This is a genomic window from Hymenobacter swuensis DY53, from assembly GCF_000576555.1.
Classification (GTDB): domain Bacteria; phylum Bacteroidota; class Bacteroidia; order Cytophagales; family Hymenobacteraceae; genus Hymenobacter; species Hymenobacter swuensis.
The window spans coordinates 1,165,968-1,191,403 of the sequence record NZ_CP007145.1 but is presented as its reverse complement, the minus strand read 5'-3'; the positions used below and the strand labels follow the sequence as shown (position 1 = coordinate 1,191,403).

19 protein-coding genes are annotated in these 25,436 nt (G+C 60.7%); 10 read left to right on the top strand and 9 right to left on the bottom strand.

The window, feature by feature from the left end; genetic code table 11:
- Entirely contained in the window at positions 1 to 450 is a 450-nt protein-coding gene (locus HSW_RS06580) for a MarR family winged helix-turn-helix transcriptional regulator (RefSeq protein WP_044001298.1), read from the bottom strand.
- 199 nt (positions 451 to 649) lie between these two features.
- Here HSW_RS06580 and HSW_RS06575 point away from each other — a divergent pair, with 199 nt between their 5' ends.
- The gene (locus HSW_RS06575; RefSeq protein WP_044001297.1) at positions 650 to 1,225 is read left to right on the top strand and encodes a DUF6799 domain-containing protein; all 576 of its coding nucleotides are present in this window, start codon (positions 650 to 652) and stop codon (positions 1,223 to 1,225) included.
- A 25-nt stretch (positions 1,226 to 1,250) separates the two neighbouring features.
- Here HSW_RS06575 and HSW_RS06570 read toward each other — a convergent pair whose 3' ends face one another.
- Positions 1,251 to 2,261, bottom strand: a complete 1,011-nt coding sequence (locus HSW_RS06570; RefSeq protein ID WP_044001296.1) for a dipeptide epimerase — start codon at positions 2,259 to 2,261, stop codon at positions 1,251 to 1,253.
- Between the two features lie 178 nt (positions 2,262 to 2,439).
- On the opposite strand from HSW_RS06570, the gene HSW_RS06565 reads away from it, so the two are divergent.
- From HSW_RS06565 to HSW_RS24125, 5 genes are all read left to right on the top strand, one after another.
- The gene (locus HSW_RS06565; RefSeq protein WP_044001295.1) at positions 2,440 to 3,861 is read left to right on the top strand and encodes a dicarboxylate/amino acid:cation symporter; all 1,422 of its coding nucleotides are present in this window, start codon (positions 2,440 to 2,442) and stop codon (positions 3,859 to 3,861) included.
- A 218-nt stretch (positions 3,862 to 4,079) separates the two neighbouring features.
- Positions 4,080 to 4,730 (top strand): hypothetical protein, encoded by a 651-nt coding sequence (locus HSW_RS06560; protein WP_044001294.1) that lies wholly within the window; start codon positions 4,080 to 4,082, stop codon positions 4,728 to 4,730.
- 171 nt (positions 4,731 to 4,901) lie between these two features.
- Complete coding sequence (locus HSW_RS06555; protein WP_052346194.1) at positions 4,902 to 6,545, top strand: CTP synthase; 1,644 nt, start codon at positions 4,902 to 4,904, stop codon at positions 6,543 to 6,545.
- 245 nt (positions 6,546 to 6,790) lie between these two features.
- On the top strand, positions 6,791 to 8,668 hold the full coding sequence (gene yidC / locus HSW_RS06550; protein ID WP_071883071.1) for a membrane protein insertase YidC: 1,878 nt from the start codon (positions 6,791 to 6,793) through the stop codon (positions 8,666 to 8,668).
- 129 nt (positions 8,669 to 8,797) lie between these two features.
- Positions 8,798 to 9,907 (top strand): DUF6438 domain-containing protein, encoded by a 1,110-nt coding sequence (locus tag HSW_RS24125; RefSeq protein WP_155832857.1) that lies wholly within the window; start codon positions 8,798 to 8,800, stop codon positions 9,905 to 9,907.
- Positions 9,908 to 9,985: 78 nt separating this feature from the next.
- On the opposite strand, the gene HSW_RS06540 is transcribed toward HSW_RS24125, so the two are convergent.
- Positions 9,986 to 10,735: a superoxide dismutase gene (locus HSW_RS06540; RefSeq protein ID WP_081768287.1), complete on the bottom strand. Its 750-nt coding sequence runs from the start codon at positions 10,733 to 10,735 to the stop codon at positions 9,986 to 9,988.
- A gap of 198 nt (positions 10,736 to 10,933) precedes the next feature.
- Between HSW_RS06540 and HSW_RS06535 the strand changes: the two genes are divergently transcribed.
- The gene (locus tag HSW_RS06535; RefSeq protein WP_081768286.1) at positions 10,934 to 12,205 is read left to right on the top strand and encodes a carboxypeptidase-like regulatory domain-containing protein; all 1,272 of its coding nucleotides are present in this window, start codon (positions 10,934 to 10,936) and stop codon (positions 12,203 to 12,205) included.
- A gap of 71 nt (positions 12,206 to 12,276) precedes the next feature.
- On the opposite strand, the gene HSW_RS24120 is transcribed toward HSW_RS06535, so the two are convergent.
- Complete coding sequence (locus HSW_RS24120; RefSeq protein ID WP_155832856.1) at positions 12,277 to 12,417, bottom strand: hypothetical protein; 141 nt, start codon at positions 12,415 to 12,417, stop codon at positions 12,277 to 12,279.
- A gap of 106 nt (positions 12,418 to 12,523) precedes the next feature.
- Here HSW_RS24120 and HSW_RS06530 point away from each other — a divergent pair, with 106 nt between their 5' ends.
- On the top strand, positions 12,524 to 13,564 hold the full coding sequence (locus HSW_RS06530; RefSeq protein WP_044001291.1) for an alkaline phosphatase D family protein: 1,041 nt from the start codon (positions 12,524 to 12,526) through the stop codon (positions 13,562 to 13,564).
- 182 nt (positions 13,565 to 13,746) lie between these two features.
- Here the strand turns inward: HSW_RS06530 and HSW_RS23430 are convergent, their stop codons facing one another.
- A complete protein-coding gene (locus HSW_RS23430) occupies positions 13,747 to 15,477 on the bottom strand; it encodes a cellulase family glycosylhydrolase (protein ID WP_081768285.1) in 1,731 nt (576 codons plus the stop codon).
- A gap of 111 nt (positions 15,478 to 15,588) precedes the next feature.
- Entirely contained in the window at positions 15,589 to 16,713 is a 1,125-nt protein-coding gene (locus HSW_RS06520; protein ID WP_044001290.1) for a pectate lyase family protein, read from the bottom strand.
- Between the two features lie 615 nt (positions 16,714 to 17,328).
- Between HSW_RS06520 and HSW_RS06515 the strand changes: the two genes are divergently transcribed.
- On the top strand, positions 17,329 to 20,532 hold the full coding sequence (locus HSW_RS06515; RefSeq protein WP_231501362.1) for a glycoside hydrolase family 3 N-terminal domain-containing protein: 3,204 nt from the start codon (positions 17,329 to 17,331) through the stop codon (positions 20,530 to 20,532).
- A gap of 38 nt (positions 20,533 to 20,570) precedes the next feature.
- Here HSW_RS06515 and HSW_RS06510 read toward each other — a convergent pair whose 3' ends face one another.
- Entirely contained in the window at positions 20,571 to 21,773 is a 1,203-nt protein-coding gene (locus tag HSW_RS06510) for a TIGR03435 family protein (protein WP_155832855.1), read from the bottom strand.
- 122 nt (positions 21,774 to 21,895) lie between these two features.
- Here HSW_RS06510 and HSW_RS06505 point away from each other — a divergent pair, with 122 nt between their 5' ends.
- Positions 21,896 to 23,518 (top strand): 3-(methylthio)propionyl-CoA ligase, encoded by a 1,623-nt coding sequence (locus tag HSW_RS06505; RefSeq protein WP_081768283.1) that lies wholly within the window; start codon positions 21,896 to 21,898, stop codon positions 23,516 to 23,518.
- A 199-nt stretch (positions 23,519 to 23,717) separates the two neighbouring features.
- On the opposite strand, the gene HSW_RS06500 is transcribed toward HSW_RS06505, so the two are convergent.
- Together HSW_RS06500 and HSW_RS06495 are read right to left on the bottom strand one after the other, a co-directional pair.
- Positions 23,718 to 24,233 (bottom strand): DUF2059 domain-containing protein, encoded by a 516-nt coding sequence (locus tag HSW_RS06500; protein WP_052346193.1) that lies wholly within the window; start codon positions 24,231 to 24,233, stop codon positions 23,718 to 23,720.
- A gap of 42 nt (positions 24,234 to 24,275) precedes the next feature.
- Positions 24,276 to 25,418 (bottom strand): acyltransferase family protein, encoded by a 1,143-nt coding sequence (locus tag HSW_RS06495; RefSeq protein WP_044001287.1) that lies wholly within the window; start codon positions 25,416 to 25,418, stop codon positions 24,276 to 24,278.
- Positions 25,419 to 25,436 lie beyond the last annotated feature (18 nt).

Sequence of the window (25,436 nt, the reverse complement as noted above, 5' to 3'; positions counted from 1 at the left end):
TCAGTCGCGGATTTTATCGAGCAGGCTGCTGAGTTGAGCAGCTTCGTCCAGGGTCAGATTTTGCAGCCCGAGCTGCTGATTTTGCATCACGGCATCCAACTGCCGCAGCAGCTCTAGGCCCGCTTCGGTAATGCGGATATCCACAGCCCGGCGGTTACTGGGGCACACGGTGCGCGTAACCAGGTGTTTAACCTCCAGCTTATCCACAATCCGGGAAGCATTGCTGGTTTTATCCAACATCCGCTCAATCAGCAGGTTTACCGTAGCCGGCTTTGGATGCTGACCGCGCAGAATGCGCAGAATATTGAACTGAGGCAGCGTCAGGCCAAATTCCTTGAACTGGCCGCTTTGCTGCTGCTGCAGCCAGCCCGTAGTGAATACCAGGTTGATATGAGCTTTCTGGTATTCGTCTTTGAAAGTTGACTGCTTGATTTCGTCCTCAATTTTCATTGTACACAGGATAAGAGCGAAAGGCGTTGCAAATATATGTACATACATTTAATGTCACAACACCGTTCCGATAATTTCTACAAACTTAGAAGAAGCCAGCACAACTACTGGCGGCGTGGGCAATTATAGTGCCCAAGGGAAACGTCTGGAGGCTACTGCCGTAAGCAACTCCATTCGTTGCCTCTACTCTGCATATGTCATGAAGAAACTACTGCTTCCACTGGTTACCCTGGCGTTGGGGGTAACTTCGGCCGCTCAGGCTCAAACTGCTCCGGCCACCGTAGCCGGCCCTGTTGCTACCGCTCCTTCCGACCGTTTTCAGATGCAAGGCGGTGAGGTGATATTGATGCAGGGCAAGCGCCCCACGGCGCTTAACAAGAACGTGTTGCTCTCCAATGGCACTAAAATCAACTATAAAAGTGGAATTGTTGAGTTTCCGGGCGGCAAAATCACCACGCTGAAGGAAGGTGACTATGTGCGGCCCAACGGCGACGTGGTTTTTGCCACGCCAGCCAGCGCCGCGCAGGCCCGTGGCGACAACTCGGTACCTGCTACGGCTACGTTCAATACGTATGTCGACCCACGTCCCGCGCCGGCCACGCCCGCTGCCATGGAAACCCGCTTAGGGGAAATGAACACCAAAATCAGTCTGATGGCGGAAAAAATCCAGCTACTGAACCAGAAGATAACCCTGCTGAGCACCAACGCTCAGCGCCCCACCGACACGGCCGCCCTGGACCAGAAAATTCAGGCCATTGACACGAAGCTGAAATAAGGAATGCGGAGGAATGATGCGTTCATCATTCCTCCGCATTCCTTAACATTCCCTCCTGCTCCCGCACCAGCCCGAATGGCTCGTCGCGGAGGATGAGGAAGCCATCCAGGTCACACACATCGGCCAAGCTACTGATCTGCAGCGCCGACCAGATGCCCAGGGAGGTTTCTACCATGCAGCCGAGCATCGTCTGCAGGCCGTGGACACGGGTTTCACGCAGAATCCTCAGGCCGTTGAGGTAGCCGCCGGCCTTCATCAACTTCATGTTCACGCCATCGAACTGGCGAGCAATGTCGGCGAAATCCGCTTCGTCGGTCACCGACTCATCGGCAAATACCGGGCAGCCGAGCGTGCCTTTCAGGGACCGATAATCAGCGCAACAGCTAGCGGGCAGGGGCTGCTCCAGCAGGCGCACATTGAGGCCCGGAAACTGCCTGATTTGCTCCCAGCTTTGGCAGAGGCTATCGGCATTAGTCCAGGCTTCGTTGCCATCAATGATGAGTGGCCGCCCCGGAAACAGGCGCGTCACTTCGCGCAGCAACTCTACTGCACCTTCCCGGTTCACCTTGATTTTGAGCAGTGGAAAGCGTCCCAACTGCTGCTGCTGCGCAAAAGCTGCCACCTCGTCTGGGGCCATAATCGGGATGGATGCCGCCGTGGGCACTGGGCCGGCCGGGGCAAGCACGCCCAGCCACTCCCCCACCCGCTGCCCGCTCCGGGCAGCCGCCCGGTGCACAAAGGCTGATTCTAGCGCAAACCGCAGCGCATGAGCGGGCTGGTACCGGGTGAGAAAAGCAGTTAGGTCTTCTAGGGTTTCGCACTGGCCCAGACCGGCTGCCTGCAGCTGCTCGAACTGCGCCGTGAGGTCGTCGGGGGTTTCGCCGTAGCGGACGTTAGGCGCAGCCTCGCCCCGTCCCTGGTAGCCGCCACCCGCTACCTGCACCAGCAGATTGGTTTTGAAAGTGGAGGCGTTGCGCGAGATTTTCCAGGTGTAGCGCAGGGGCAGATGTAGCGGGGTGAGCGTCCAGGTGAGCATGGGAGGGAATAGCAGCAGTGCGGGAGTATCGGCCGCCGGGAAAAGAAGGAAACAGGGCCGGACCAGGGGTTTTGTCCAATCTACGGGCCAAGCTAAAGCATAGGCCACATTTCACAGTCACGAGAAGCCTATCTTTGTCGGATTCCCACTGATTCTTTTTCCTCCTGAATTGCCGCGCATGAAGTTCTCGCGACTCTCGCTCCTTGTTATTCTGCTGTTGCTGGTTGCCGCCATCCTGACGGTACTTACCGCCCAGACCCCGCCCGTCTTCGACCCCACGGTAGCCCTGGTGGCCCGGTGGCTGTTCCTGGCCGCTGTGCTGGCTCTGGCCTGGCAGCGCCGCTCCATCACGTTCTGGATTGTGGTGAGCATGCTGGTAGGAGCCGAAATCGGCCACGATTTTCCCCGGCAAGCCGTGGAGCTGAAAGTGCTCAGTGACGTATTCCTGCGGCTGGTAAAAACCATTATTGCACCGTTGGTATTTGCCACGCTGGTGGTGGGCATTGCTGGCCACGCCGACCTGAAACAAGTGGGCAAGATGGGTCTGAAGGCGTTGGTGTACTTTGAAGTCGTGACCACCTTCGCCCTATTTATCGGCTTGGCCGCCATCAACCTTACCAAAGCCGGCGAGGGCGTGGACCGTAGCGGCATTGCCGCCGATACCGAACAGCTGGCCACCGTGAAGCAGTCTACGGCCGATATCATTCTGCACATCTTCCCCGAAAATATTGCCAAATCTATTGCCGAGGGCCAAGTGCTGCAGGTAGTGGTATTTGCCATCATCTTCGCTATTGGTCTGGCCATGGTGCACCAGAAGCACCGTCAGCCTATGCTGCAATGGACGGAAAGTCTCTCAGAGGTGATGTTCAAGTTCACCAACGTAGTAATGTTCTTTGCGCCGTTGGGTGTGGGTGGCGCTTTGGCCTACACCGTGGGCAAAATGGGCTTCGCGCCGCTGCTCAATGCGTTTAAGCTGCTGCTGACCCTGTACGGCGCGCTGGCGGCCTTCCTGCTACTGGTGCTGGTGCCCATTGCGCTGCTGGCGCGCATTCCGCTCAAGCGGTTTGTACAGGCCATTGCCGAGCCGGTGAGCATTGCCTTTGCCACCACATCCTCAGAGGCCGCCCTGCCCCGGGCCATGGAGGCCATGGAAGGCCTCGGCGTCCCGCGCCGCATTGTGGCCTTCGTAATGCCTACGGGCTACTCCTTCAACCTCGATGGCACCACGCTGTATCTCTCTCTGGCGGCCATTTTCGTGGCGCAGGCGGCGGGTGTTGATCTGTCGTTTGGCCAACAGCTGGTAATGGTATTTACGCTGATGCTGACCTCGAAAGGCGTGGCTGGCGTACCCCGCGCTTCGCTGGTAATTCTGCTGGCTACGGTAGCCTCGTTCAACCTGCCTTCTTGGCCGGTATTTATCATTCTGGGTATCGATGCGCTGATGGACATGGCCCGGACGGCGGTAAACGTTATCGGCAACTGCCTGGCTACAGCGGTAGTGGCCCGCTGGGAAGGCGAATTCATTGATAACTACGTGGCCCCCGAGCCAGTGCAGGAACTGGCCGTGGCCGATAGCGCCCTGGCGGAACACGCGCATTAGGCTAACCCGACTTTCGAATGGACTTACGACACCTTCCCTTGTTGCCCCCGGCAGCAGGGGAAGGTGTCGTTTAGCATGGCTGGTAATTTGTTGCGTCTGAGTAGTTTTCGGGCTGTTCACCGAGTTTCTCCGGAAATCTGGCAAGCATAGTTTCTTTGCGGGAACTAGTTGGCTATTTTTGTACTTCTTCCTGACGACGGCACTGAAACTATCCTTTTATGGGGCACCGCTACATCATCATTCTCTGTTTGCTGGGCAGCTTAGGCCTGGGCAGCTGCAAGTCGACGGAAAAGGCAGTTTACCGCACTATCCGCTCCAACAACTCGGTGGCGCTGGGCCGCCTGCCCAAACTGGAAGCCGTAGTGGAGCCCGGGCCGCTGGTAGTGGCCGACGATGCTCACCCGGACGACGCCAGCAAGGTATTCCGGCAGGAACTGGCCTACCATCTGGCGGAAGCAGTGGATGACAGCCTGCGCTACGGTTACGCCAAGCTGCTGGTAACACGCGCTGAGCAGCAGCGTACCGGCCGCGTGTTGCAGGCTTTTCAGATGCTCACACTGATGACACCCAGTCTGCTCGGGATTCCCCTGGAATGGTACCGGACCGAGGTACAAGCCGAAATCCAGATCATCGATGCTCATGGCGAAGTCATTGGCACGTACTCCGGCACCGGCCGCAGCAAAGTACGCGTAGCCATGTACCACGGCTACAGCCAGTCGAAAGCGGCGCGCCTGTCCGATGTGCAGGGCCTGCGTATGGCCCTCGACCAGATTCGCCCCAAGCTGGATGCCGATTCTGATACGCTCCGTCAGCAATTGGTAGGTACCGGCCCGGTGCAGGAAATTATCGGCTCGGCGGAGGTGAAGTAGCAGGAGCGGAAGTCAGACAAAGAAAAAAGGCAACGCGCCAACGGCTTCAGAACGAGCCGTCGGCGCGTTGCCTTTTTTCTTTGTCTGACTTCCTGCTCGCTCGTCTTACCCCAAAATAAACAACCTGCAACCCCGCCGGCCCGGCTGAATCTGCTAACTTTGTTTCCCGTTATGCCAGACCGAACCCTTACCCCCACGGCTGCAACGGCCAAGTACATTTTCGTCACCGGTGGAGTGACTTCCTCGCTGGGCAAAGGCATCATCTCGGCCTCGCTGGCCAAGCTGCTGCAGGCCCGGGGCTTCCGGGTCACCATCCAGAAGTTCGACCCCTACATCAACATCGACCCCGGTACGCTCAACCCGTACGAGCACGGCGAATGTTATGTAACCGACGACGGGGCCGAAACTGACCTCGACCTGGGCCACTACGAGCGGTTCCTGAACGTGCCTACTTCCCAGGCCAACAACGTGACGACCGGCCGCATCTACGACCACGTCATCACCAAGGAGCGGGAAGGTGCGTACCTAGGTAAAACCGTGCAGGTAGTACCCCACATTACCGATGAAATTAAGCGGCGCATGCTGCTGCTGGGCCAGACCGGCCAGTTCGACGTGGTGATTACCGAAATCGGGGGCTCGATTGGCGACATTGAGAGCCTGCCCTTTGTGGAATCGGTGCGGCAGCTGCGCTGGGAACTGCCCGAGAACAGCTCCCTCGTCATTCACCTCACGCTGCTGCCCTACCTGAAGGCGGCCGGCGAGCTGAAAACCAAGCCCACCCAGCACTCGGTGCGCGACCTGCGCAGCGCCGGCCTGCAGCCCGATATTCTGGTGTGCCGCTCTGAGTACCAAATTCCGGCCGAAATGCGCCGCAAGATTGCCCTGTTCTGCAACGTTAACATCAACTCCGTTATCGAGAGCCTGGATGCTGACAGCATCTACTCGGTGCCGCTGCTGATGCTGAAGGAACACCTGGATGAGCGGGTTATCAAGAAGCTAAAGCTGCAGGGCGGCGCGGCCCAGCCCGATCTGGACGTCTGGAAAGAATTCCTGGGCCGCCTGAAAAACCCCACTGAGGAGGTGACCATTGCGCTGGTGGGCAAGTACGTAGAGTTGCCCGACGCCTACAAGTCCATCATCGAATCCTTCGTACACGCCGGCGCTCAGAACGAGTGCAAGGTGACGGTTCGCAGCATCCAATCGGACCACTTGAATGCCGAAAATGTAGCCCAACAGCTGCACGGCGTGGATGGCGTGCTGGTGGCGCCCGGCTTCGGGGAGCGGGGTTTCGAGGGCAAAATTGCCGCCGTGCAGTACGTGCGCGAAAACAACATCCCGTTCTTCGGCATCTGTTTGGGCATGCAGGTAGCGGTAGTAGAATTCGGCCGCAACGTGCTGGGTCTGAAAGATGCCTCCTCGACCGAAATGGACGCGCAGACGCCTAACCCCGTTATTGCCATGATGGAGGAGCAGAAGAACGTGACCCTAAAGGGCGGTACCATGCGCCTCGGAGCCTACGACTGTGAGCTGCGCCGGGGTTCCAAAGCAGCCAAGGCGTACGGCCGCAACCATATCAGTGAACGGCACCGCCACCGCTATGAATTCAACAACGAGTACCTGAAGCAGTACGAGGAGGCCGGGATGCTGGCCTCGGGCCGCAACCCCGAAACCGGGCTGGTAGAAGTCATAGAGCTGGCTAACCACCCGTGGTTTGTGGCCGGACAGTTTCACCCCGAGTTGAAAAGCACCGTGCAGAACCCGCACCCGCTATTTGTGCGCTTTGTGCGAGCTGCCATCCAGTACCGGAAAGGGTAAAACGCAAAGTTGAAAGAACGTCATGCTGCGCTTGCCAAAGCGTCTCTACCGCAATGCTAACTGTGAATTAGCCCCGGTTGAGATGCTTCGGTAAGCGCAGTATGACGTTCTTTTTCACTCATTTCTACTGCCAATAATGGCAACCGGCAAATATTCCCCTGACAAGTCCGACCTTTGCGGTAGCGTTGCCGGATTTTTGCTGGGGGCGCTGCTTCTTACTTTCATTTGTCTTCACCATTACCTGAATGGACAGAAATTCAGCAATTGGCCTGTTTCTGATTGCGGCCTTGCTTCTGATTTACCTCCAGTTTGCGCCTACTAAGCCGCAACCGGAGCCAGCCGCCCCCGCCAAAACTGCCGCTGCCGCCACGCCCGGAACTGCTCCCGTTGTACCTGATTCGGCCGCGCTGGTTCGGCAGTTGGGCACGTTTGCCGCCGCTGCCTCGGGTTCGGCCCAAACGACGGAGCTGAAAAACGACCGGCTGACTGTAACGTTTTCCTCGAAAGGGGGCCGTGTGCAGGCCGTACGCCTCGCCGACTACAAAACGTTCTTTGGTAAGCCGCTGGATATCTTTGATGCCCAAAGCGCCCAGATTGATACCCGCTTCCGCACTACCGACGGCCGCCAGATCAAGCTTTCGGACCTGTATTTCCGGGCCGAGCCGCAGGGCACCAATGCGCTACGCTTCGTGGCCGACGTGGCCGGCGGCCAGATTGAGCAGTTGTACACGCTGCCCGCCAACAGCTACGAGCTGAGCTATAACCTGCGCTTCAATGGCCTGGCTTCGACGCTGGCTCAGGAGGCGCTGACGTTCACCTTCGTGGACAACGTGCGCCAGACGGAGCAGGACCGTAAGCAGAATCGCAACCACAGCACCATCAACCGCTACTTGGTTTCGGGCGACCACACGGCCCTAGCCGAAGCATCCGAAAACCCCGAAGAAATCAAGGTGACGGAGCCGCTGAAATGGGTAGCGCACAAGCACGATTTCTTCGTGGCCGGCATCATCGCCGACAACCAGTTCAGCTCGGGCCAACTTAACTCTACGGTTGACCTCAACGACACGACGACCATCAAAACCCTGAGCAGCACGCTGGCTATTCCGGTGACCGATGTGCAGCAGGGCAAAGCCAACTTCCGCTTCTACTTCGGGCCCAACTCCTTCAGCACCCTGAAGGGCGTGGCCCCCGATTTCGACCGGAACGTGTACCTGGGCTGGGGTCTGTTCCGCTGGGTAAACCGCTTCGTGATTCTGCCCGTGTTCCACTTCTTGGAGCAGTTTATCGGTTCTTACGGCATCATCATCGCGCTGCTGGTAGTGCTCATCAAGCTGGTGACCTGGCCGCTGACGTACAAAACCTACGAGAGTCAGGCCAAGATGAAGGTGCTCAAGCCGGAACTGGATGCCATTAAGGAGAAGTTCCCCGACGACCAGGTGAAGCAGCAGCAGGAAACCATGAAGCTGCACCAGAGCATGGGCGTGAGTCCGCTCAGCGGCTGCATTCCCACGCTGCTCACCATCCCCATTCTGTTCGCTATGTTCCAGTTCTTCCCGAACGCCATTGAACTACGGCAGCAATCCTTCCTGTGGGCCCACGACCTGAGCACCTACGACAGCCCCATCCGGCTGCCGTTCGAGCTGCCGTTTTTGGGCAGCCACATCAGCTTGTTCACGCTGCTGATGACGCTCTCGACGCTGGCTATGACCTACCAGAGCAACCAGAGCAACCCCGCCGCCATGCAGGGGCCCATGAAGTTCTACAGCTACCTCATGCCGCTGGTGTTCTTCTTCGTGCTGAACAGCTTCGCAGCTGGTCTGACGTGGTACTACTTGGTTTCGAACTTGGTGACGATGGCCCAGCAGGCCATTACCCGCCGCTTCGTGGATGACACCAAGCTGCGCGCCAAGCTGGAAGCCAACAAGGTGAAGAACAAGGACAAGAAGCCCACCGGCTTTGCCGCCCGCCTGCAGGATGCCATGAAAGCCGCTCAGGAAAAAGAAGCCCAGACCAAGCAAACGGGTCGGGTAGCCAAAAATACTGACGACGATACCGACGTGGAGCCCGGCACTGGTGCTTCAGACGTATCGCCGAAGCAGCCGCGCAAAACGCGCCGCTCGTAACACAACCCGCTGATTCACTTAGCTGGAAGCCCCGCTGCCGTTCTGGCGGCGGGGCTTTTTGTTGTTCTGGCACCAAGTTTGGCTATAGCAGTTTAGCTATATTGCTTACTCTCTTTTCCTCCCTTTCTTATGCGTTCCTCTTTACGTGCTTCGTTTGTTGTACTGTTGGGGCTGGGTACTCTGTCGGCCTGCACCGTGAACTATTACGTGCCGGCTGCCACTGATGCGCCCATGGCCAGCAACCCGCCCCGGCGCATGCCTCCCCGGGGCCGTTGGGAGCCCGCTCCGCGCCCGCGCACTTCGTATCCGCCCCGGCAGTACCCGCCGGTAGCCCAGGCCCCGGGCCCTTCCTACCCGGCTCCATCAAGCCCAGCGCCAGCCCCCGGACCGGTACGCCAGACGCCCACGCCAGCTTCTCCTCCGGCCTACCCTACTGGTGGGGTGAAGCCTATTAAACAACCAGCTACGCCGCCTCCAGTTCCTGCCCCAACTCACAATCCGGCCCCTGTCCCCACTTACCCCTATCCTACTGGCGGCGTGAAACCGGTCAAGGAAACGGCAATGCCGGCTCCGGCTTCAACGCCAGCTCCTGCTCCCACCTTGCCTTACCAAACGGGCGGTATAAAGCCGAGTAAGGAACTGGCACCGCCGGCCAGCCCGGCACTGGGACATGGCGGAGTGAAACCGCAGAAGGAATCAGGCGACCCGGTGCCGGCTACTGGCGCGGAAATACCGTTTGAAACTGGCGGCATCAAGCCCAGTAAAGAAAGCGTGAATGGCCCAACCCAGGTAGCGGTTACGGAAACACCCGCGGAAATGGGTGGCATCAAGTCCGGCAAGGAAGTTCAGGCCGCCACGACGGAACCAGCTATGGTATTCGGCCGCACGCCCTGTCTGGGTAGATGTCCGCATTTTACGGCCCGGATTTTTGCCGATGGACGGGTGCAGTACGAAGGATTCCGCTACGCGCCGGTAGAGGGCCAGCGGGAGGTACGGCTGAGTCCGGAAACCGTGCGCAACCTGCTGCAGGCCGCCGACCAGATCGGCTTCCGTCAGTTATCAACTACCTACGGCAGCGGTGCCTCCGATATGCCGTCCACTGCCCTCACCATCACGTACCCCGATGGCACCAGGAAATCGGTACGGGCCGAGGATAACGTGCCAGCGGAACTGCAGAAGCTGTTTACCCTGATTAACGCGCAGGTTGAAAAAGCCCTGGGTGTATCGGCGGAGAAATAGTCCTTCTCTCTGAAACTACACGAAGAAGCCCCTTCCTCCGGCCGGAGAAAGGGGCTTCTTCGTGTAGGTGATTATACCTTAGCCCTTGCGGGCTTCGTCGTAGCGGCTGCCCACTTCCTGCCAGTTCACCACGTTCCAGAACGTCTTGATGTAGTCGGGACGCTTGTTCTGGTGCTTGAGGTAATAGGCGTGCTCCCACACATCAAGGCCCAGGATGGGCGTGCCGCGCTGGATGCCGGCAATGTCCATCAGGGGGTTATCCTGGTTGGCGGTAGAGGTAATCATCAGTTTGCCCGCCTTCTTGTCGTAAATCAGCCAGGCCCAGCCGGAACCGAAGCGGCCGGTAGCAGCCTTGGTGAATTCTTCGGTGAACTTCTCGTAGGAACCGAAGTCCTTGTTGATGGCGGCGGCCAGGCCGGCCGTAGGCTGTCCGCCCCCTTTAGGCGAGAGAATCTGCCAGAAGAAGGAGTGGTTCCAGTGGCCCCCGGCGTTGTTACGGATGGCATCGGGCTGCTTACTGGCGGAAGCCAGCAGCTGGGCCAGGCTCAGCTTTTCCTCGGGCTTGCCGGCTACGGCTTCGTTGAGTTTGGAAACGTAAGTCTTGTGGTGCGCATCGTGGTGGATTTCCATCGTTTTGGCATCGATGTGCGGTTCCAGCGCATTGAAAGCGTAGGGCAAAGCGGGCAGCGTGAAGGGCCCATCGGCCATAGGAGTGGCTCGGGCTTCGCGCAGGAGCTTTTCTTCGTGGGCGGCCGCCAGCAACGCCGGGCTCACCATAGCGCCCACTAGTGTGAGCAGGCCGTTTTTCAGGAAATCTCGCTTCAGCATGATTGTAGAGACAAGGAAACAGTGGAAGGACGCAGTGGCCGACCAGAGCCGGCCAGTTGCGCCCAAGGTAGAACTACTTACCTGAAATGAGGCCCGGCTGTTGCATTTAGCGGCTACTTTTGTGCATGCGGGCACGGTTTTGGGTCGGGCCTGCGTTCATCTCTCAGCGTCTGCGCTGTTTCACCTGCCTGTTTCTGTATGCTGTCTGCTCGTCTGTCTTCTGCTCCCTTCCAAAAAGTGGCCGCGCCGCTTCGTTTCCTGACTGCATTGCTGCTGCTGCTCAGCGGCGCGCACCTGAGCCTGGCCCAGGTACAACTACGCGGTGTGGTGCGCGACAAGGAAACCCGGGAAGTATTGCCTTTCGCCAGCGTGGCCGTACCCGGTACCAGCAACGGCACTTCCACGAATATGGAAGGCGAGTTTACGTTGGTAGTAAGCCAGTTGCCCATCACGTTGCAGATTTCGGAGCTGGGCCACGTGAAGGATACACTCCGGGTTACTTCCGGAGCCGCCGCGCTGGACGTGGCCCTGGCCCCGGCTACCATTGTGCTGCCGGAGGTGAAGGTGGCCAGCTTTCCGTTTCAGATGGTGGACCGGGCCTTCCGTAACCTACAGCGGAACTACCGCCGCGCGTACTACGGCAAAGCCTTCTACCGCCAGATTACCCGCATCGACGATAAGCCTACCGAGTTGCAGGAGGTGGTCTGGAACGTGAAGTCGAACCCGGCGCGCATCGAGGGTACCACCCTGGCCCAGGGCCGTTACGCGGCGGTGCAGGCGCCCATCAACCTGAGTAATTTCTCGGTATACACCCGCAAATTCGGGCTTTTTGATGCCCAGCAGGACAGCACAACTTCCCTAGCCTTGCTGAGTCCGAACGTGGAGAAGAACTACCTGCTGGAACTAAAGGGCATTGTGGGCGAAGACTCGACGGGCGGCGTGGCCGAAATCAGTTTCGAAACCCGCCCCGAGGTGAAATACCGCGCTCAGGGTACCATCTGGATTGACATTGAAACCAACCAGGTAGTGCGCTACCGCATGGTACAGCCCAGCTTTACGGGCAGCACTAACAACCTGCGCCAGAAATTTACGGATGCCAAACTGACTATTGAAATGGCTTTCCGGCCCGGCGGGAAAGCCAGCGTGGCCCCGCTGGAGCTAATGAAGATGGATTTGACCACAAATCTGGCCGAGCCCGGCAAACAGCCTCTGGCTATTAACGTGTCGTCATTTACGTATTTCTTCGATCAGGCCACCAAGGCAACCGGCCTGCCGTACGCCCGCGCCACCCTCACTGACCGGGACCTGGATGCCATCAAGGCCAAGCCCTATGACCCAGAGTTCTGGGCCAACAACCCCGTGGTGAAGCGCACCCCCGCCGAGGAAGAGGTGGTCAGCGCCTTCGAGAAGAAGGGCGCGTTCGGCTCGATGGTGAAGAAACCCGCTCCCAAAGCCCCCATCAGACGCTAGTCCTAATTGGTAAGGAAACAAAAGCGGGACATGCTGAGGGTGACGCGCGGCGCGCCGCTGTTTCCTTGCTGCTAGCCCAGAAACGCCACGAGCAGCATGAGCAGCAGCCCCAGCAGAAAGGAACTGCCAATACCAATACCGATGGCCTTGAGCAGACGGGCGTCGTCGGAGGTAAAATGGTTGGGCTTGTCGTGGGGGCGGCGTACGGGCATGAGTAGATAACCGGCAGAGCCTGAAAAAGTGCGGCGCAGGGCGTTATTCGTTGGCTTTTCCGGGCTACAGGCGCAGCGCCGGGGCCCGGGGCTGCATCTTTACGGTATGAAAACAACTGCGCGCGGCCTATTGGCGGCCGGTTTGCTCCTGCTGGGGCAGCCGGTTGCTCGGGCCCAGTCTACCGCCCCTGCTCCTACCCCTGCCGCCGAGCTACGCTTGGCCTTCGGCTCCTGTAACCGGCACGATTTGCCCCAGCCGCTCTGGGACGATATTGCCCACAACCAGCCCCAGGTATGGATCTGGCTGGGCGACAACATCTACGGCGACTCCGACGACCCCGCCGTGCTGCGGGCCAAGTACCAAGCCCAGTTCGACCAGCCCGGCTACCGCCAGTTGCGCGAGCAGGGCACCAGGATAATCGGAACCTGGGACGACCACGACTACGGCCGCAACGACGGCGACAAAAACTACCCCTTTAAGGCCCAGAACCAGCAGCTGGCCCTCGACTTTCTGCAGGAGCCCGCCGATAGTCCGCGCCGGCAGCAGGCGGGCATTTACGCCTCGTATGAGTATGCCGTGGGCCGCAGGAAGGTGAAGGTGATTCTGCTGGACGACCGGTATTTTCAGGACCCGCTGTTCCGCGACTCGGCTCTGGTGTACCGCCCCAACCCCACCGGCGACGTGCTGGGCGAAGCCCAGTGGCAGTGGCTGCGCCAGCAGCTACAAAACTCCGACGCCGACGCGCACATCATTGGCTCGGGCATTCAGTTTCTGCCTCAGGAGCACCGCTTCGAGAAGTGGGCCAACTTTCCGGCGGCCCGGCAGCGGCTGCTCAGGCTGTTTGCCGAAACCCAACCCAAGGGCCTGCTGCTCGTCAGCGGCGACCGGCATATCGGGGAGATGTCCAAAGTATCGGTACCGGGCCTGAAGCAGCCGGTATACGAAGTAACGTCCAGCGGCCTCACTCACCCGGCCACCCAAAACACCAGCGAGACAAACCACTACCGGGTGGGCCCGCTGGTGAACGAAAAGCATTACGCCCTGTTCCGATTCCGGCCCCGGGGCCGCCGGCTGGCTGTTACCGCCTCCCTACGTGGTGACGATGGCAAGGTGTTTTACACGGAGAAAATCAAGCTGAACCGGTAGTCCATCATCCAGAAAAGCGCCCACCCCGAAGCTTCGAAGTGGGCGCTTTTCTAGATGAAAAAATCATGCTGAGCGAAGTCGAAGCATCTCTACCGCTTTGCTAAATCGGTATTGAGTACAACTTGGTAGAGATGCTTCGACTTTGCTCAGCATGACCGTTCACTTAACGGTTCCGGAGCAGCTTACTGCTTCACGAGGCGGTGGGTGGTGGTACGGCCCTGCCGCGTGACCCGCACCGAGTAGAGGCCCGGCTCCAGGCCGGCCACGGCTAGGCGTGCCGACTGGCCGCCGGCCGCCACGCTGCGCGTGAGTACCTGCCAGCCCCGGGCGTTGAATATGGCTACTTCGGCCCGGCCGGAACCGGCTGGCAGCGTCACCGTCAACTGGTCCTGGGCTGGGTTGGGGTACAGGGCCACAGCAGCGTCCGAGGGCTCCGACGACGCTAGGCGGCTACCGGAAGTCACCTTGCTGAAGCTCCACCAGTTGATATTGTAGCCCCCGGCCGGCACCCCAATGGCAATGTCCTGGCGGCCCGCCGGCAGCGTTACGGTGTGCGAAACGGTGGTCCATGTCTGCCAGCCGCCTGTGGCGGGCACGTTCACAGTGCCGCGCAGCGTGGTACCCGCATTCTGCTCTAGACTGATCCGGCCGCCACCGTTAAGGCTGGCCACGCGGTACTGAATCAGGTAACTGCCGGCCGTGGGGATGTCCACAGTGTAGGCCATCCAGTCGCCGGCATCCAGCCAGCCCACGTTCAGGCCACCGCCGGTATCGGTGGTTCCTTCCGTCTGCACTCCGCTCATGGTGTGGTAGCTTTCCGCCTGCACAATGGTGCCAGTACCCGTGGCGGGCGGCGTGGTGGGAGGCGTAGTCGGCGGAGGGGTGGTGGTCACCGTGCCGTTCCAGTTCTGGATGTAGCCTTTCACCAGCGCGCCCGAGGTAGTCAGGAAGTTATCCGACCAGGCGGCCGTGGGACTGGTGCCGGGCTTCAGGGCCGAGGCAGATTCGCCCTTATCATTGAAGGCCCAGTTGGCGTGGCTGATGCCGTTCTGGCGCATAAACGTCATCCATTCCTGGGTAGAGGCTGCGTCGATGTAGCCGTTACCTGAGGCCTCGGTGGTGCCGTACTCGGTCACGAACAGGGCCACGCCCCGGTTGAGGGCCGTCTGGGCCTTGTCGCGCAGGCTTTGCTTGTGGGTGGCGGCGTAGAAGTGCAGCGTGTAGGCAATGTTGGGAAAGCGCGTGATGGGGTCGGCGGCGGCCGCGTCCACGTCCTGCGACCAGGTGGAGGTGCCCACGATGATGAGGTTGTCGGGGTCGATGGCGCGGATGGCCCCGGCCACGGCCTCGGCATAGGGCTTGATGGTACCGCTCCACGACACCTGCAAGGGCTCATTATACACCTCATAGATGACGTTAGGCGAGGAGCCGTAGGTGCGGGCCATGTCCTGGAAAAAGGCAATGGCTTGCGGCTGGTAGCTCTCGGCGTGGTGCGAGTGCCAGTCGATGATGACGTACAGGCCCTGAGCCAGGGCCGCATCCACCACCGTTTTCACCTTCTGGCGGTTGCCGGCGGGGTTGCCGATGTAGCCGCCGCCGTCCTCCACGCCCATGGCCACCCGGATAACTTTGCTGTTCCAATTGGTTTTAAGCCAGCTTACGGTGTTGGCCGTGTAGTACTTCTCGCCGCCCCAGCCGTCGTTGCTCCAGAACAGGCTATTGCCGGCCAAGCTCACGGGCTGGTTGTTCTTGTCCACGATTTTGTTGCCGGCCACCTTCAGCAGGCCGTACTGCTGCACGGGCGTCAGCGTCTGGGCCTGCGCCGGGCCAGCCAGCAGGCCCACTAGGGCCAGGAGCGCGCCGCTACTCCGGATGAACCAGCGGGGGATTGGGAATTGGGATGTTGGTTTCATAGTGTTGTGGTTGTGGTAAGAGAAGTGGACAGAAACGAAAAGAGAAGGTACGCAATGGATAACACTCCACCGCCTACCTTCTCATTATCAGTCATATAACGTATTTATTCTTTAAATACCGCTATTCGAGCACACGTTACCACCCACGGTGGCCCCCGCACCGTTAGCAGCCGTGACGGCCGCTTTCACGCTGGTGGCCGCCAGCACCGACACCGTATAGGGCGGCGTGAAGGCCGTTTTGCCGTTGCCGACTTTGGTGCCGCTTACGTTGCTGAACAGGTTGCTGATTTCCTGCACCGCCGTCGATTTGTTGTCCATTAGGTTGATGGCGTTACCCACGTTTTCAAACACGTTGGCCTGAATACGAACGTCGGCCTCGAAACCGCCCTGCACGCACGACTTGCTGTTGCTGCTGTTGTAGAGGTTGTTTACCAAGTGCACTTTGCCGAACCGCACGCGCGGCATGCGCTCCACGCAGCCCTGCGCCCACCAGCAGCGGGCAAACGTGATGCGCAGTTTGCCCCGGTCGCCGGTGGCCCCATCCGAAGAGCCGATGAGGTTGGAGTAGCGGTGGTCGTTGGAGCCGCCCGAGCCGCCGGCCTTCGGGGGCTTCAGGTAGGCAAACTTGGTCCACGACACGGTGATGTAGTCGGAGGCGTTCTTGATGTCGAAGTTGCCGTCCACCCCGTCGCGGAACTCGCAGTGGTCTACCCACACGTTGGTGGAAGCGTCCACGGTCACATTGTCCCAGCCGTCGGTATCGTAGGCCCCGGGGCCCTCAAACACGAGGTTACGCAGCAGCACGTTCTTGCAGCGCTTCATGTACATAATGCCCGAGTTATCCTTGGTCTGATCGGCCGACACGAGTTTGGCCCCGGCCGAGCCGAAGATGGTTTTACCGGTTTGGTCCTGGAAGGAAATTCGCCCGCCCGAGGGGATGGTGATGGTGCCGTTGACCTGCACCACCTTCACGCTGGCGTTGGTAATGGCCGCTTTCAGCTGGGCGTAGGTGGTGACCACCGTGGGCGTGGCCGTGCCTCCGCCGAGGGTGCCGCCGTTCTGGGAAGCCCAGCCTTGGGCTCCGCAGGTGGCCGTAGTGGCATCCGCCGGTTGGGCCGAAGCGGTAGCCGTGGCAGCGGGCGAAGGGCTCGTGGCCTCGCAGCCCAGCAGCAGGCTGGAGAAGGCAAGCAGCGCGCCGGCTGCGAAGGGGTTGACGGAGAGTGTTTTGGTTTTCATGGGTAGAAAGAATGGAACGTGGGTTTTTGGGTACTCTTGGCAGCAAGGAAAGGCCTGACCGGCAGCGGCACGAGGTGCCCGCCACGTAAAAACGCAGCCCGGACGGCAACAAAACAGCGCGGAAACATCCCGGAACCCGGGCCACCGCAGCAGCTCCGAGTAAGGGAATGAAAACCAGGTGTGGACCGGAAACGCCGGCTGTTCAGCAACAGCGCGGTCCGGCGACGGATGGGAGCAGGCAAGCCACTAGCCCCGGGGCGGTCCTCTACGCGGGCGGCGGTTTACGAGGGCCGATAGGTGTGGGTGGGGCAGAACCCTTAAGCAGTTGCGCTTCGGGTTCGGAGGCAAATCTTGGCGGCAGAATGCCCCGGTCAAAGTATCCGGAAAGATTTATCTATGCAAACGATGCCGGGAACGTTACCATCTGACTATCAACACAAATCATTACTACTTCTATCCTATTAGCTTTCAGCGCAACTCCTGTTGGGCGCGGCAGACGCAAGTCATCGACCCCAGCAGGTTACCGGGTGCGGAAAGGCCTGTACCAGATTCCTGCTGTCAATTCCTGCCCTACTTCGCCTAACTTCGCAACCTCACCTTTTGCTCTCCGCCGTCTTGTCCCGTTTCCTGTCCCTGCTGCTGCTGGCCCTGGTGCTGCTCAGCCCCGAGTCCGGCTCGGCCCAGCGCCGCCGCAAGAAATCAACCCGCAAACTAGTAGCCCGTACCGTTGCCCGCCGAGCTCCGGTAAAGCCAGTAAAGCCGGTGCGCAAAGCCGCCCTGACTGCCCCGGGCCCGAAACCAGGCCCCAGCAAAACGCCGACGGCGGCTAAAAGCCGCAATCAACCGGTACCCTTCGCCGGGCAGCTCAGTCAGTCGCGCTGGGTTGATTCGGTGATGAAGACACTCACGCCCGACCAGCGGGTGGCGCAGCTGTTCATGGTGGCAGCCTACTCCAACCGGAAGCGCATTGATGAGGACTCGGTTTCAACCCTGATTCAGCAGTACGGCATTGGAGGGCTGATTTTCTTCCAAGGGGGCCCCGTGCGCCAGAGCCGGCTGCTAAACCGCTACCAGAGCCAAGCCAAAGTGCCGCTGCTGGTGGCCATGGACGCTGAGTGGGGCGTGGGCATGCGCCTCGACAGTGTGGTGCGCTTCCCGTACCAGATGAGCATGGGCGGCGTCCGCCAGACGCAGCTGGTGTACGACATGGGCACAGAGGTAGCCGCCCAGTTCAAGCGCCTGGGCATGCACGTCAACTTCGCCCCAGTGATTGATGTAAACAACAACGCCGCCAACCCCGTCATCGGCTTCCGGAGCTGGGGCGAAAACCGCGAGGACGTCACCGAAAAGAGCTACCTCTACATGAAGGGTATGCAGGACGCGGGCGTGCTGGCCGTGGCCAAGCACTTCCCCGGCCACGGCGACACCGACACTGACTCCCACTTGGCCTTGCCCCTGCTGCGTATTGATAAAAAGCGGATTGATACGCTGGAGCTGTTTCCGTTCAAAAGCCTGATTCAGCGCGGCATCGGGGGTGTGATGGTGGCCCACCTCAATATCCCGGCCCTCGATACCACGGGCATGCCGTCCACGCTATCCAAACCCATTATTCAGGGGTTGCTGCGGCGCAAGCTGGGGTTTGAGGGTGTGGTGTTTACGGATGCCATGAACATGAAGGGCGTCATCAGCAAATACCCGCCCGGCGACGCCGACCTGCGGGCTTTGCTGGCCGGCAACGATGTGCTGGAGTTCTCGAAGAACATTCCGCTGGCCCTGCGCATGATCCGGGAGGCTATCAACCGGGGCGAGATTTCGCAGGAAGAAATTGACCGCCGCTGCCGCAAGGTGCTGGCCCTGAAACAATGGTCGGGCCTCGATAAGTACCGCCCGATTGAGCTGCGCAACATCACCGTCGACCTGAACACGCCCCACTCCCAGTACCTGAGCCGCCAGCTCTCGGAACTGAGCGTGACGGTGCTGCGCAACCAGCGCAGCCTGCTACCGTTGCAGCACCTCGATACCTTGCGCCTGGCCACCCTCACCATCGGCACCCGAGACACCACCGATTTCCAGCGCATGGTGGCCGATTACGCCCCGGTGCGCCATTTCTGGCTGTCGGCTACGGCTTCGCTGAATGAGCTGGCCCGCATGCGCGAAACGCTGAAACCCTACAACCTGGTGCTGGTGGGCCTCAACAACCTGGGCCGGCTGCCGGCCACCAACTTCGGCGTGACGCCCGAAACCAACGTGCTACTGCGCGAGTTGGGCAGGCCACAACAGCGGCTGGTGGTGGCGGTGTTCGGCAATGCCTACGCCGTGGCGAAAGTCCGGGACCTGGACCGCGCCGACGCCGTGGTGCTGGCCTACCAAGAAAGCAAAAACGCCCAGGACGTAACTGCCGAGGTAATTTTCGGCGGCATCTCGGCCAGCGGCAAGCTGCCCGTTACCATCTCCGACCGATACCCCTACGGATTTGGCCTGGCTACCCAGGGCGGCATCCGGCTGCGCTACAGCCAGCCCGAGGCCGTGGGCCTGAACAACAACCTCGAAAGCCGCGTCGATTCATTGATGAACGTAGCCATTGCGGCCCGGGCCTTCCCGGGGGCGCAGGTGGTCATTGCCCGGCGCGGCACGGTGGTGCTGCAGAAAAGCTACGGCACCCACACCTACCCCACCGCCGGCCAAGCTGCCCGCCCCGTGCGCAGCACCGACCTCTACGACCTGGCCTCGCTCACCAAAGTATCGGCCGCCCTGCCGGCCCTGATGAAGCTGCAGGACGAGGGCAAGTTCAACCCGGATATGACGATGGGCCAGCTGTTTCCGGAACTGGTGGGCACCAACAAGCAGGATCTGAAGCTGCGCGACGTGCTCACCCACCAGGCCCGCCTGAAAGCCTGGATTCCCTTCTGGAAGGATTACACCAAACCGCGCGGTTTCTTCAACGGCCTGCTGGGCAAGAGCCCCGCGGCCAAGGATGTATCCAGCACCAAACCTGCGGAGTTGAACCGCCGCTACTTCCGCCCCGACTCATCGGCGAGGTTTCCGCTGCCGGCCGGGCCGCGCCTGTGGGCCAGGAAGGACTTCCCGGAGCGCATTGTAAAGGCCATTGGCGAGTCGCCGCTGAATGAGAAGCCGGGCTATGTGTATTCCGATTTGTCGTTTATCCTGTATCCGCGCTTTGTGCAGCGGATATCGGGCAAGCCGCTGGGCCAGTTTGTGACAGATGAGGTCTACCGGCCGCTGGGGGCCACCACGCTGGGCTACAACCCCACCCGCCGCTTCCCGCTCAGCCGCATTGCCCCCACCGAGTACGACTCGCTGTTCCGCCACGGCCAGCTGCACGGCACGGTCCACGACGAAGGCGCGGCCCTGCTGGGCGGCCTCTCCGGCCACGCCGGCCTGTTCGGCTCGGCCAATGACCTTGCCAAGCTGGTGCAGCTCTACGCCTGGAACGGCCGCTACGGTGGGCAGCAACTTCTCAAAGCCGAAACCGTGCAGGAGTACACCCGCTGCCAGTTCTGCCCCGACAACCGCCGCGCCCTGGGCTTTGATCGGCCCGCCGCCAATCCGGCCGTGAATTCGGCCCCGCTGGCCTCGCCCCAGAGCTACGGCCACACCGGCTTCACGGGCACCTATTTCTGGGTCGACCCCAAGGAGGAAATTACCTGCGTGGTGCTCACCAACCGCGTAAATCCCACCCGCCGCAACAACAAAATTACGGAGCTGAGTGTGCGCAGCGGCATTCTACAGATTGCCCTGCAAAGCGTCCGGCAACCACAGAAGCAGGAAGTCGAAAGCACCGTTCCGAAGGAGGACTAAGCACCGCGCCCCGGCCAGATGGTCGGGGCGCTGTTGGTTTATGGCGTTTTCGCCTCGGCCATGTACACCACGTCAATTGGTCGGGTGGCTTCTTCCAAAGTAAGTCCCAGCTTTTGCAGGTGCTGTTTCACCTCGGGCATTTTGTCTTCCGGCTGCAGTTCCAGCCGGATGTCGTAGCGCCCCGTCAGCCCCGTTTCGTCCACTACGGGCTTGCTCGCCATATTTTCCAGAAACTCCCGCAGCATTTCCACGCGTCCCCCTTCCGCCTCGAATCCTCTACCCGACCATGAAGCCTGTTCGGCTTTGCTGGATGGGGACCACGCAGCGGCGTTGGGCAGGCGGCGCAGCACGTACACCGGCCGGCTTTCGGGCCGCACCGACACCCGCACCCCAAACCGCGGCCCCAACTCCGGCCGCAACCGCTCCAACAGCTGCCCAGCCTGCGCGCGGGGCACAATTACATCCACACAAAACAGGTTGGCGGGCTCGAATTTATTCCGGCTGGCGGGCAGCTGGTTTTGCACCCGCAGATGCGACACGTGATACGCCTGCTGCACCAGATTTTGCAGCGTGGTATTGATGAATGTTACCCGGCGCCCCCGCAGGCCCGGCGTCTGGTCGCGGCGCATTTGGGAGCCTACACCCGTCAGGTAAGGCAGCACATGCAGGGCAGCGCGGGTACTGGTATCGGCCGGGAAGAAGCTCAACGGGTTGCGCAGCTCGTCGTGCTTGACCACCACTGCCGCGCGTTGGCCCGCCAGCCACTGCCGCACCACGGCCGGCGTAATCTGTCTGGGCTCGGTGATGGCCAGCACTTTCCCGGTGGGTCCGATAACGACCGTGTGCGGCACCGTCCGGTGCGGGAAGTACCGGTACAGCGGCGCCTGTTCGTCGGGAAGCGGGGCCAATGGAATATGCACCGACCGGCGCTGCAGAAACGTGCGCACCCGCGCTTCCGAATCGGCCGCCACGCCCACCACCAGCAGCTGCGTGGGAAACGCCTGCTGCAGGGAATCAAGATGCAACAGTGCCGGAATGCAGGGCCCGCACCACGTCCCCCAGAATTCCACTAGCAGCAGCTTGCCGGCTGCTTCCGAGGAAGTAAACGTGGGCCGCGGGCTGTTGAGTGTAGCCAGCGTAAACGCGGGCACCTGGTCGCCTTCGTGCAGCCCCTGAGCCTGCAGGGTAACTAGGGGCGCGGCCATCAGCAGAGCCGACCCAAACAAGGAAGAGATACGCATCAGAATAACAGAAGGAATAGCGGAGTAATGGGCCAAACCTACTGATTTTCTAACTAGCTTACTTGCCCTGCAAAACCCTGCTTCTCCCCCCCCCAAGCCACTGCGCGAAACCCCACCAGACCATGCTACAAGGCCTCATGATGAACACGCCCCTGCGCATTGCGGGGCTGCTGGAACACGCCGAGAAATGGCACGCCGACACGGAAATTGTGAGCCGCCTGCCCGAAGGTGGCCTGCACCGCACCACCTACGCCGGCCTGGGCCGCCGCAGCCGCCAGCTGGCCAACGCCCTGCAACGGCTGGGCATCCGGAGCGGCGACCGGGTGGGCACGCTGGCCTGGAATACGCATCGCCACCTGGAGCTGTACTACGCCGTGTCGGGCTCGGGGGCGGTGTGCCACACCAGCAACCCGCGTCTGTTTCCGGAGCAGCTGGTGTACATCATCAACCACGCCGAGGACCGGCTGCTGTTCTTCGACCTCACGTTTCTGCCGCTGGTAGAAAAGCTGGCCCCCAGCTGCCCTACCGTGGAGGCCTGGGTGCTGATGACTGACCGGGCCCACATGCCCGAAACCACTACCCTACCCAACCTGCGCTGCTACGAGGACCTGTTGGCCGCCGAAAGCGACGAGTTCGAGTGGCCGGTGTTCGACGAGAATACCGCCTCTTCCCTGTGCTATACCTCCGGCACCACCGACCAGCCCAAGGGCGTGCTTTACTCCCACCGCTCCACGTTGCTGCACAGCTACGCCGCCGCTCTGCCCGACTGCTTCAACTGCTCGGCCCGCGACGTGATTCTGCCGGTGGTGCCCATGTTTCACGTCAACGCCTGGGGCATTCCGTACCTGGCACCCATGGTGGGCTGCAAGCTGGTGCTGCCCGGCCCGGGCCTAGATGCGGCCAGCCTCTATGAACTGTTCGAGACGGAGGGCGTCACGTTCACGGCCGGGGTGCCCACCATCTGGTTTGGGCTGCTCACGTTTATGCGGGAAAAGCAGCTGCGGTTTTCCACGCTACGCCAGATGATTGTGGGCGGGGCTTCCTGCCCGCCGGCGCTGCTGCGGGCCTTCGACGAGGAGCTGGGCGTGACCATCCGTCACGCCTGGGGCATGACGGAAACCTCGCCCCTGGGCACTGTGTGCACCCTCAAGCCTCAGCAGCTCAGCCTCAGCCCCGACGAGCAGTTTGCCATCCAGACCAAGCAGGGCCGCGTAATTTTTGGGGTGGATATGCAGATTGTGGACGACGAAGGTCGGGAGCTGCCCCACGACGGCGTGGCCTTCGGCGACCTGCTGGTGCGCGGCCCCTTCATCGTGGCCGACTACTTCGGCACCGAGCCCGGCCAGCTCACCCCCAGCGGCTGGTTCCGCACCGGCGACGTGGCCACCATCGACCCGGCCGGCTTCATGCAGATAACCGACCGCAGCAAGGACGTCATCAAATCAGGCGGGGAGTGGATTTCGAGCATCGAGCTGGAAAACTTGGCCATCGGCCACCCCAGCGTGGCCGAAGCCGCCGTCATCGGGGTGCCCCACCCCAAATGGAGCGAAAGGCCGCTACTGGTTGTTGTATGCAAGCCCGACCACGACCTCACCCCCGAGGAATTACTGGCGTTCTACGACGGCAAAGTGGCCCGCTGGTGGGTGCCCGAAGCCGTGGAGTTTGTGACCCAGCTCCCGCACACGGCCACTGGCAAGCTGCTCAAAACCCAGATTCGTAAGGATTTCGACGGGTACCAGTGGTAACTATCGTTGCGAGGACGAAGCACCCGAAGGACAGCACAGCTAATCCGTACTTGATGCAGCGCCAAGCCCTGAAATGCAGAAAGCCCCTGACGCCAGCACGGACATCAGGGGCTTTTCACGTTAGAAGGCTTATCCCCCTGAAAGGACGGATTAGCTGTGCTGTCCTTCGGGTGGTTCGGCTCCGCCTCGCAATGACGGGTTACTTCACATCCGTCGGAGCCTGAGTTTTCATCTTTTCAGCAATGGCCTGCTGCAGCTCGGGCAGGTGTTCCTGCATGCGCCGCTGCCCGATTTCCATGCTGGCGCCCATCAGCTGAGGCATTTTTTCGATGGTTTTGCGGCCGATGGGCGTCTGGTAGAATTTGGCCAACTCCTTGAGCTCCTTCTCGGTGAACTCGCGGGCGTAGAGCTGCACCATGTCTTCTTTCATAGCGCTCCAGCTCATGTATTTGGTGATGTAAGCGCGCATTTCAGGCTCTACGGCCTTCATACCCGGGTTTTGCTCAATCTGAGAAGCCAGCATCCGGTCAATGGTAACCGCCAGGTTTTGCTCCGAGTTGGCAGCCGTTAGCAGTTCCTCAGCCGCTTTGCGCTGGCCGGCCGAAATAGGAACGGCCGGGGCCGGGGCACCGCCGGTAGCGGGCGTTGTTGATTGCGCTTGCGCCAACGGAGCCGTTAGTGCCAGACCTACGGTCAGAATCCAGAAATATTTCATGCTACGAAGTACGGAAAATTGTTTGCGTAAAGCGGCACCTGCTCACACCGTAAAGAAGAGCCGGCGGCGGTACAGCAGCCACAGAATAGCTATCCACCCGCTTGTATATGCCAGCGCATACGCCAGGGAGGCATGGTAGGGATTGGTAATGTGCGCCGTAAACAAGGTGTGGTACAGCCAGTCGCGGGCGTAGAACAGGCTGCCGTCAGCGTGGTGCAGCTTCAGGCGGGTAAGGAGTCGTTCCAGCACCTCGGGCAGAAAAAACACCAGCAGCGCGTTGCTTCCGCAGGCCACCAGCGGCCGGGTCCAGGCCCCGCGCCAGCCCTGCACATCCACCAGGAAATACAACGTAGCCAAGGTCAGCACACTGATGCCGCCGGCGTACAGCACGTAGGAGCTGGTCCAGAGAGCCTTGTTGATGGGGAACCACCCGTTCCAGACGAGCCCCAGCAGTAGCAGCCCGGCCCCGGCCACAAACAGCCACGTGGCCTTGGTGGCGTGCCCGGGCTCCGGGCGGCGTAGCCACTGGCCCGCCAGTAGCCCCAGTAGCCCGGTGGCAATGGCGGGCAGCGTCCCCAGCAATGATTCCGGGTCCCAGCCTTTGTCTTTCAGGTAGATGTGGTTCACGGTAAACAGCCGCTTATCGAGCCAAGCCCCGAGGTTGGTGGCGGGTTCCAGGTTGGCCGGGCCGTAGTCGGGCACCGGCACCAGCTGCAGTAGCACGCTGTACAACACCAGCAGCCCCACAAGTAGCCACAACTGTTGCCGCCAGGTAGTTTTCAGGAAGAGTACGCCACATGCCCCATACACCAGCGCAATGCGCTGCAGCACTCCTGGAATCCGGAAGGAAGTGAAGTAGAAGTACGGAACCAGCCCAATGAGCAGGCCCAACACCAGCAGTACCAGCACGCGGCGGGCTACCCGCCACAGCGTAGCGCGGTGCAGAGCCGGCTGCTCGTGCGCCGCAGCCAGCCCGTACACTAGCGCCACGCCCATAATGAACACAAATGAGGGAAAAACCAGGTCGGCGGGGGTGCAGCCGTGCCAGGGTGCGTGCGACAGGGGCCAGTAGTATTGCCGGTAGTCGCCGGCGTTGTTTACCAGCAACATCAGGACCACGGTAAGCCCCCGAAAAATATCCAGGGACAGAAGACGGACGGGCTTTTCAGCCGGAAGTGCAGCCACAAGGCAGAGTAATCGATG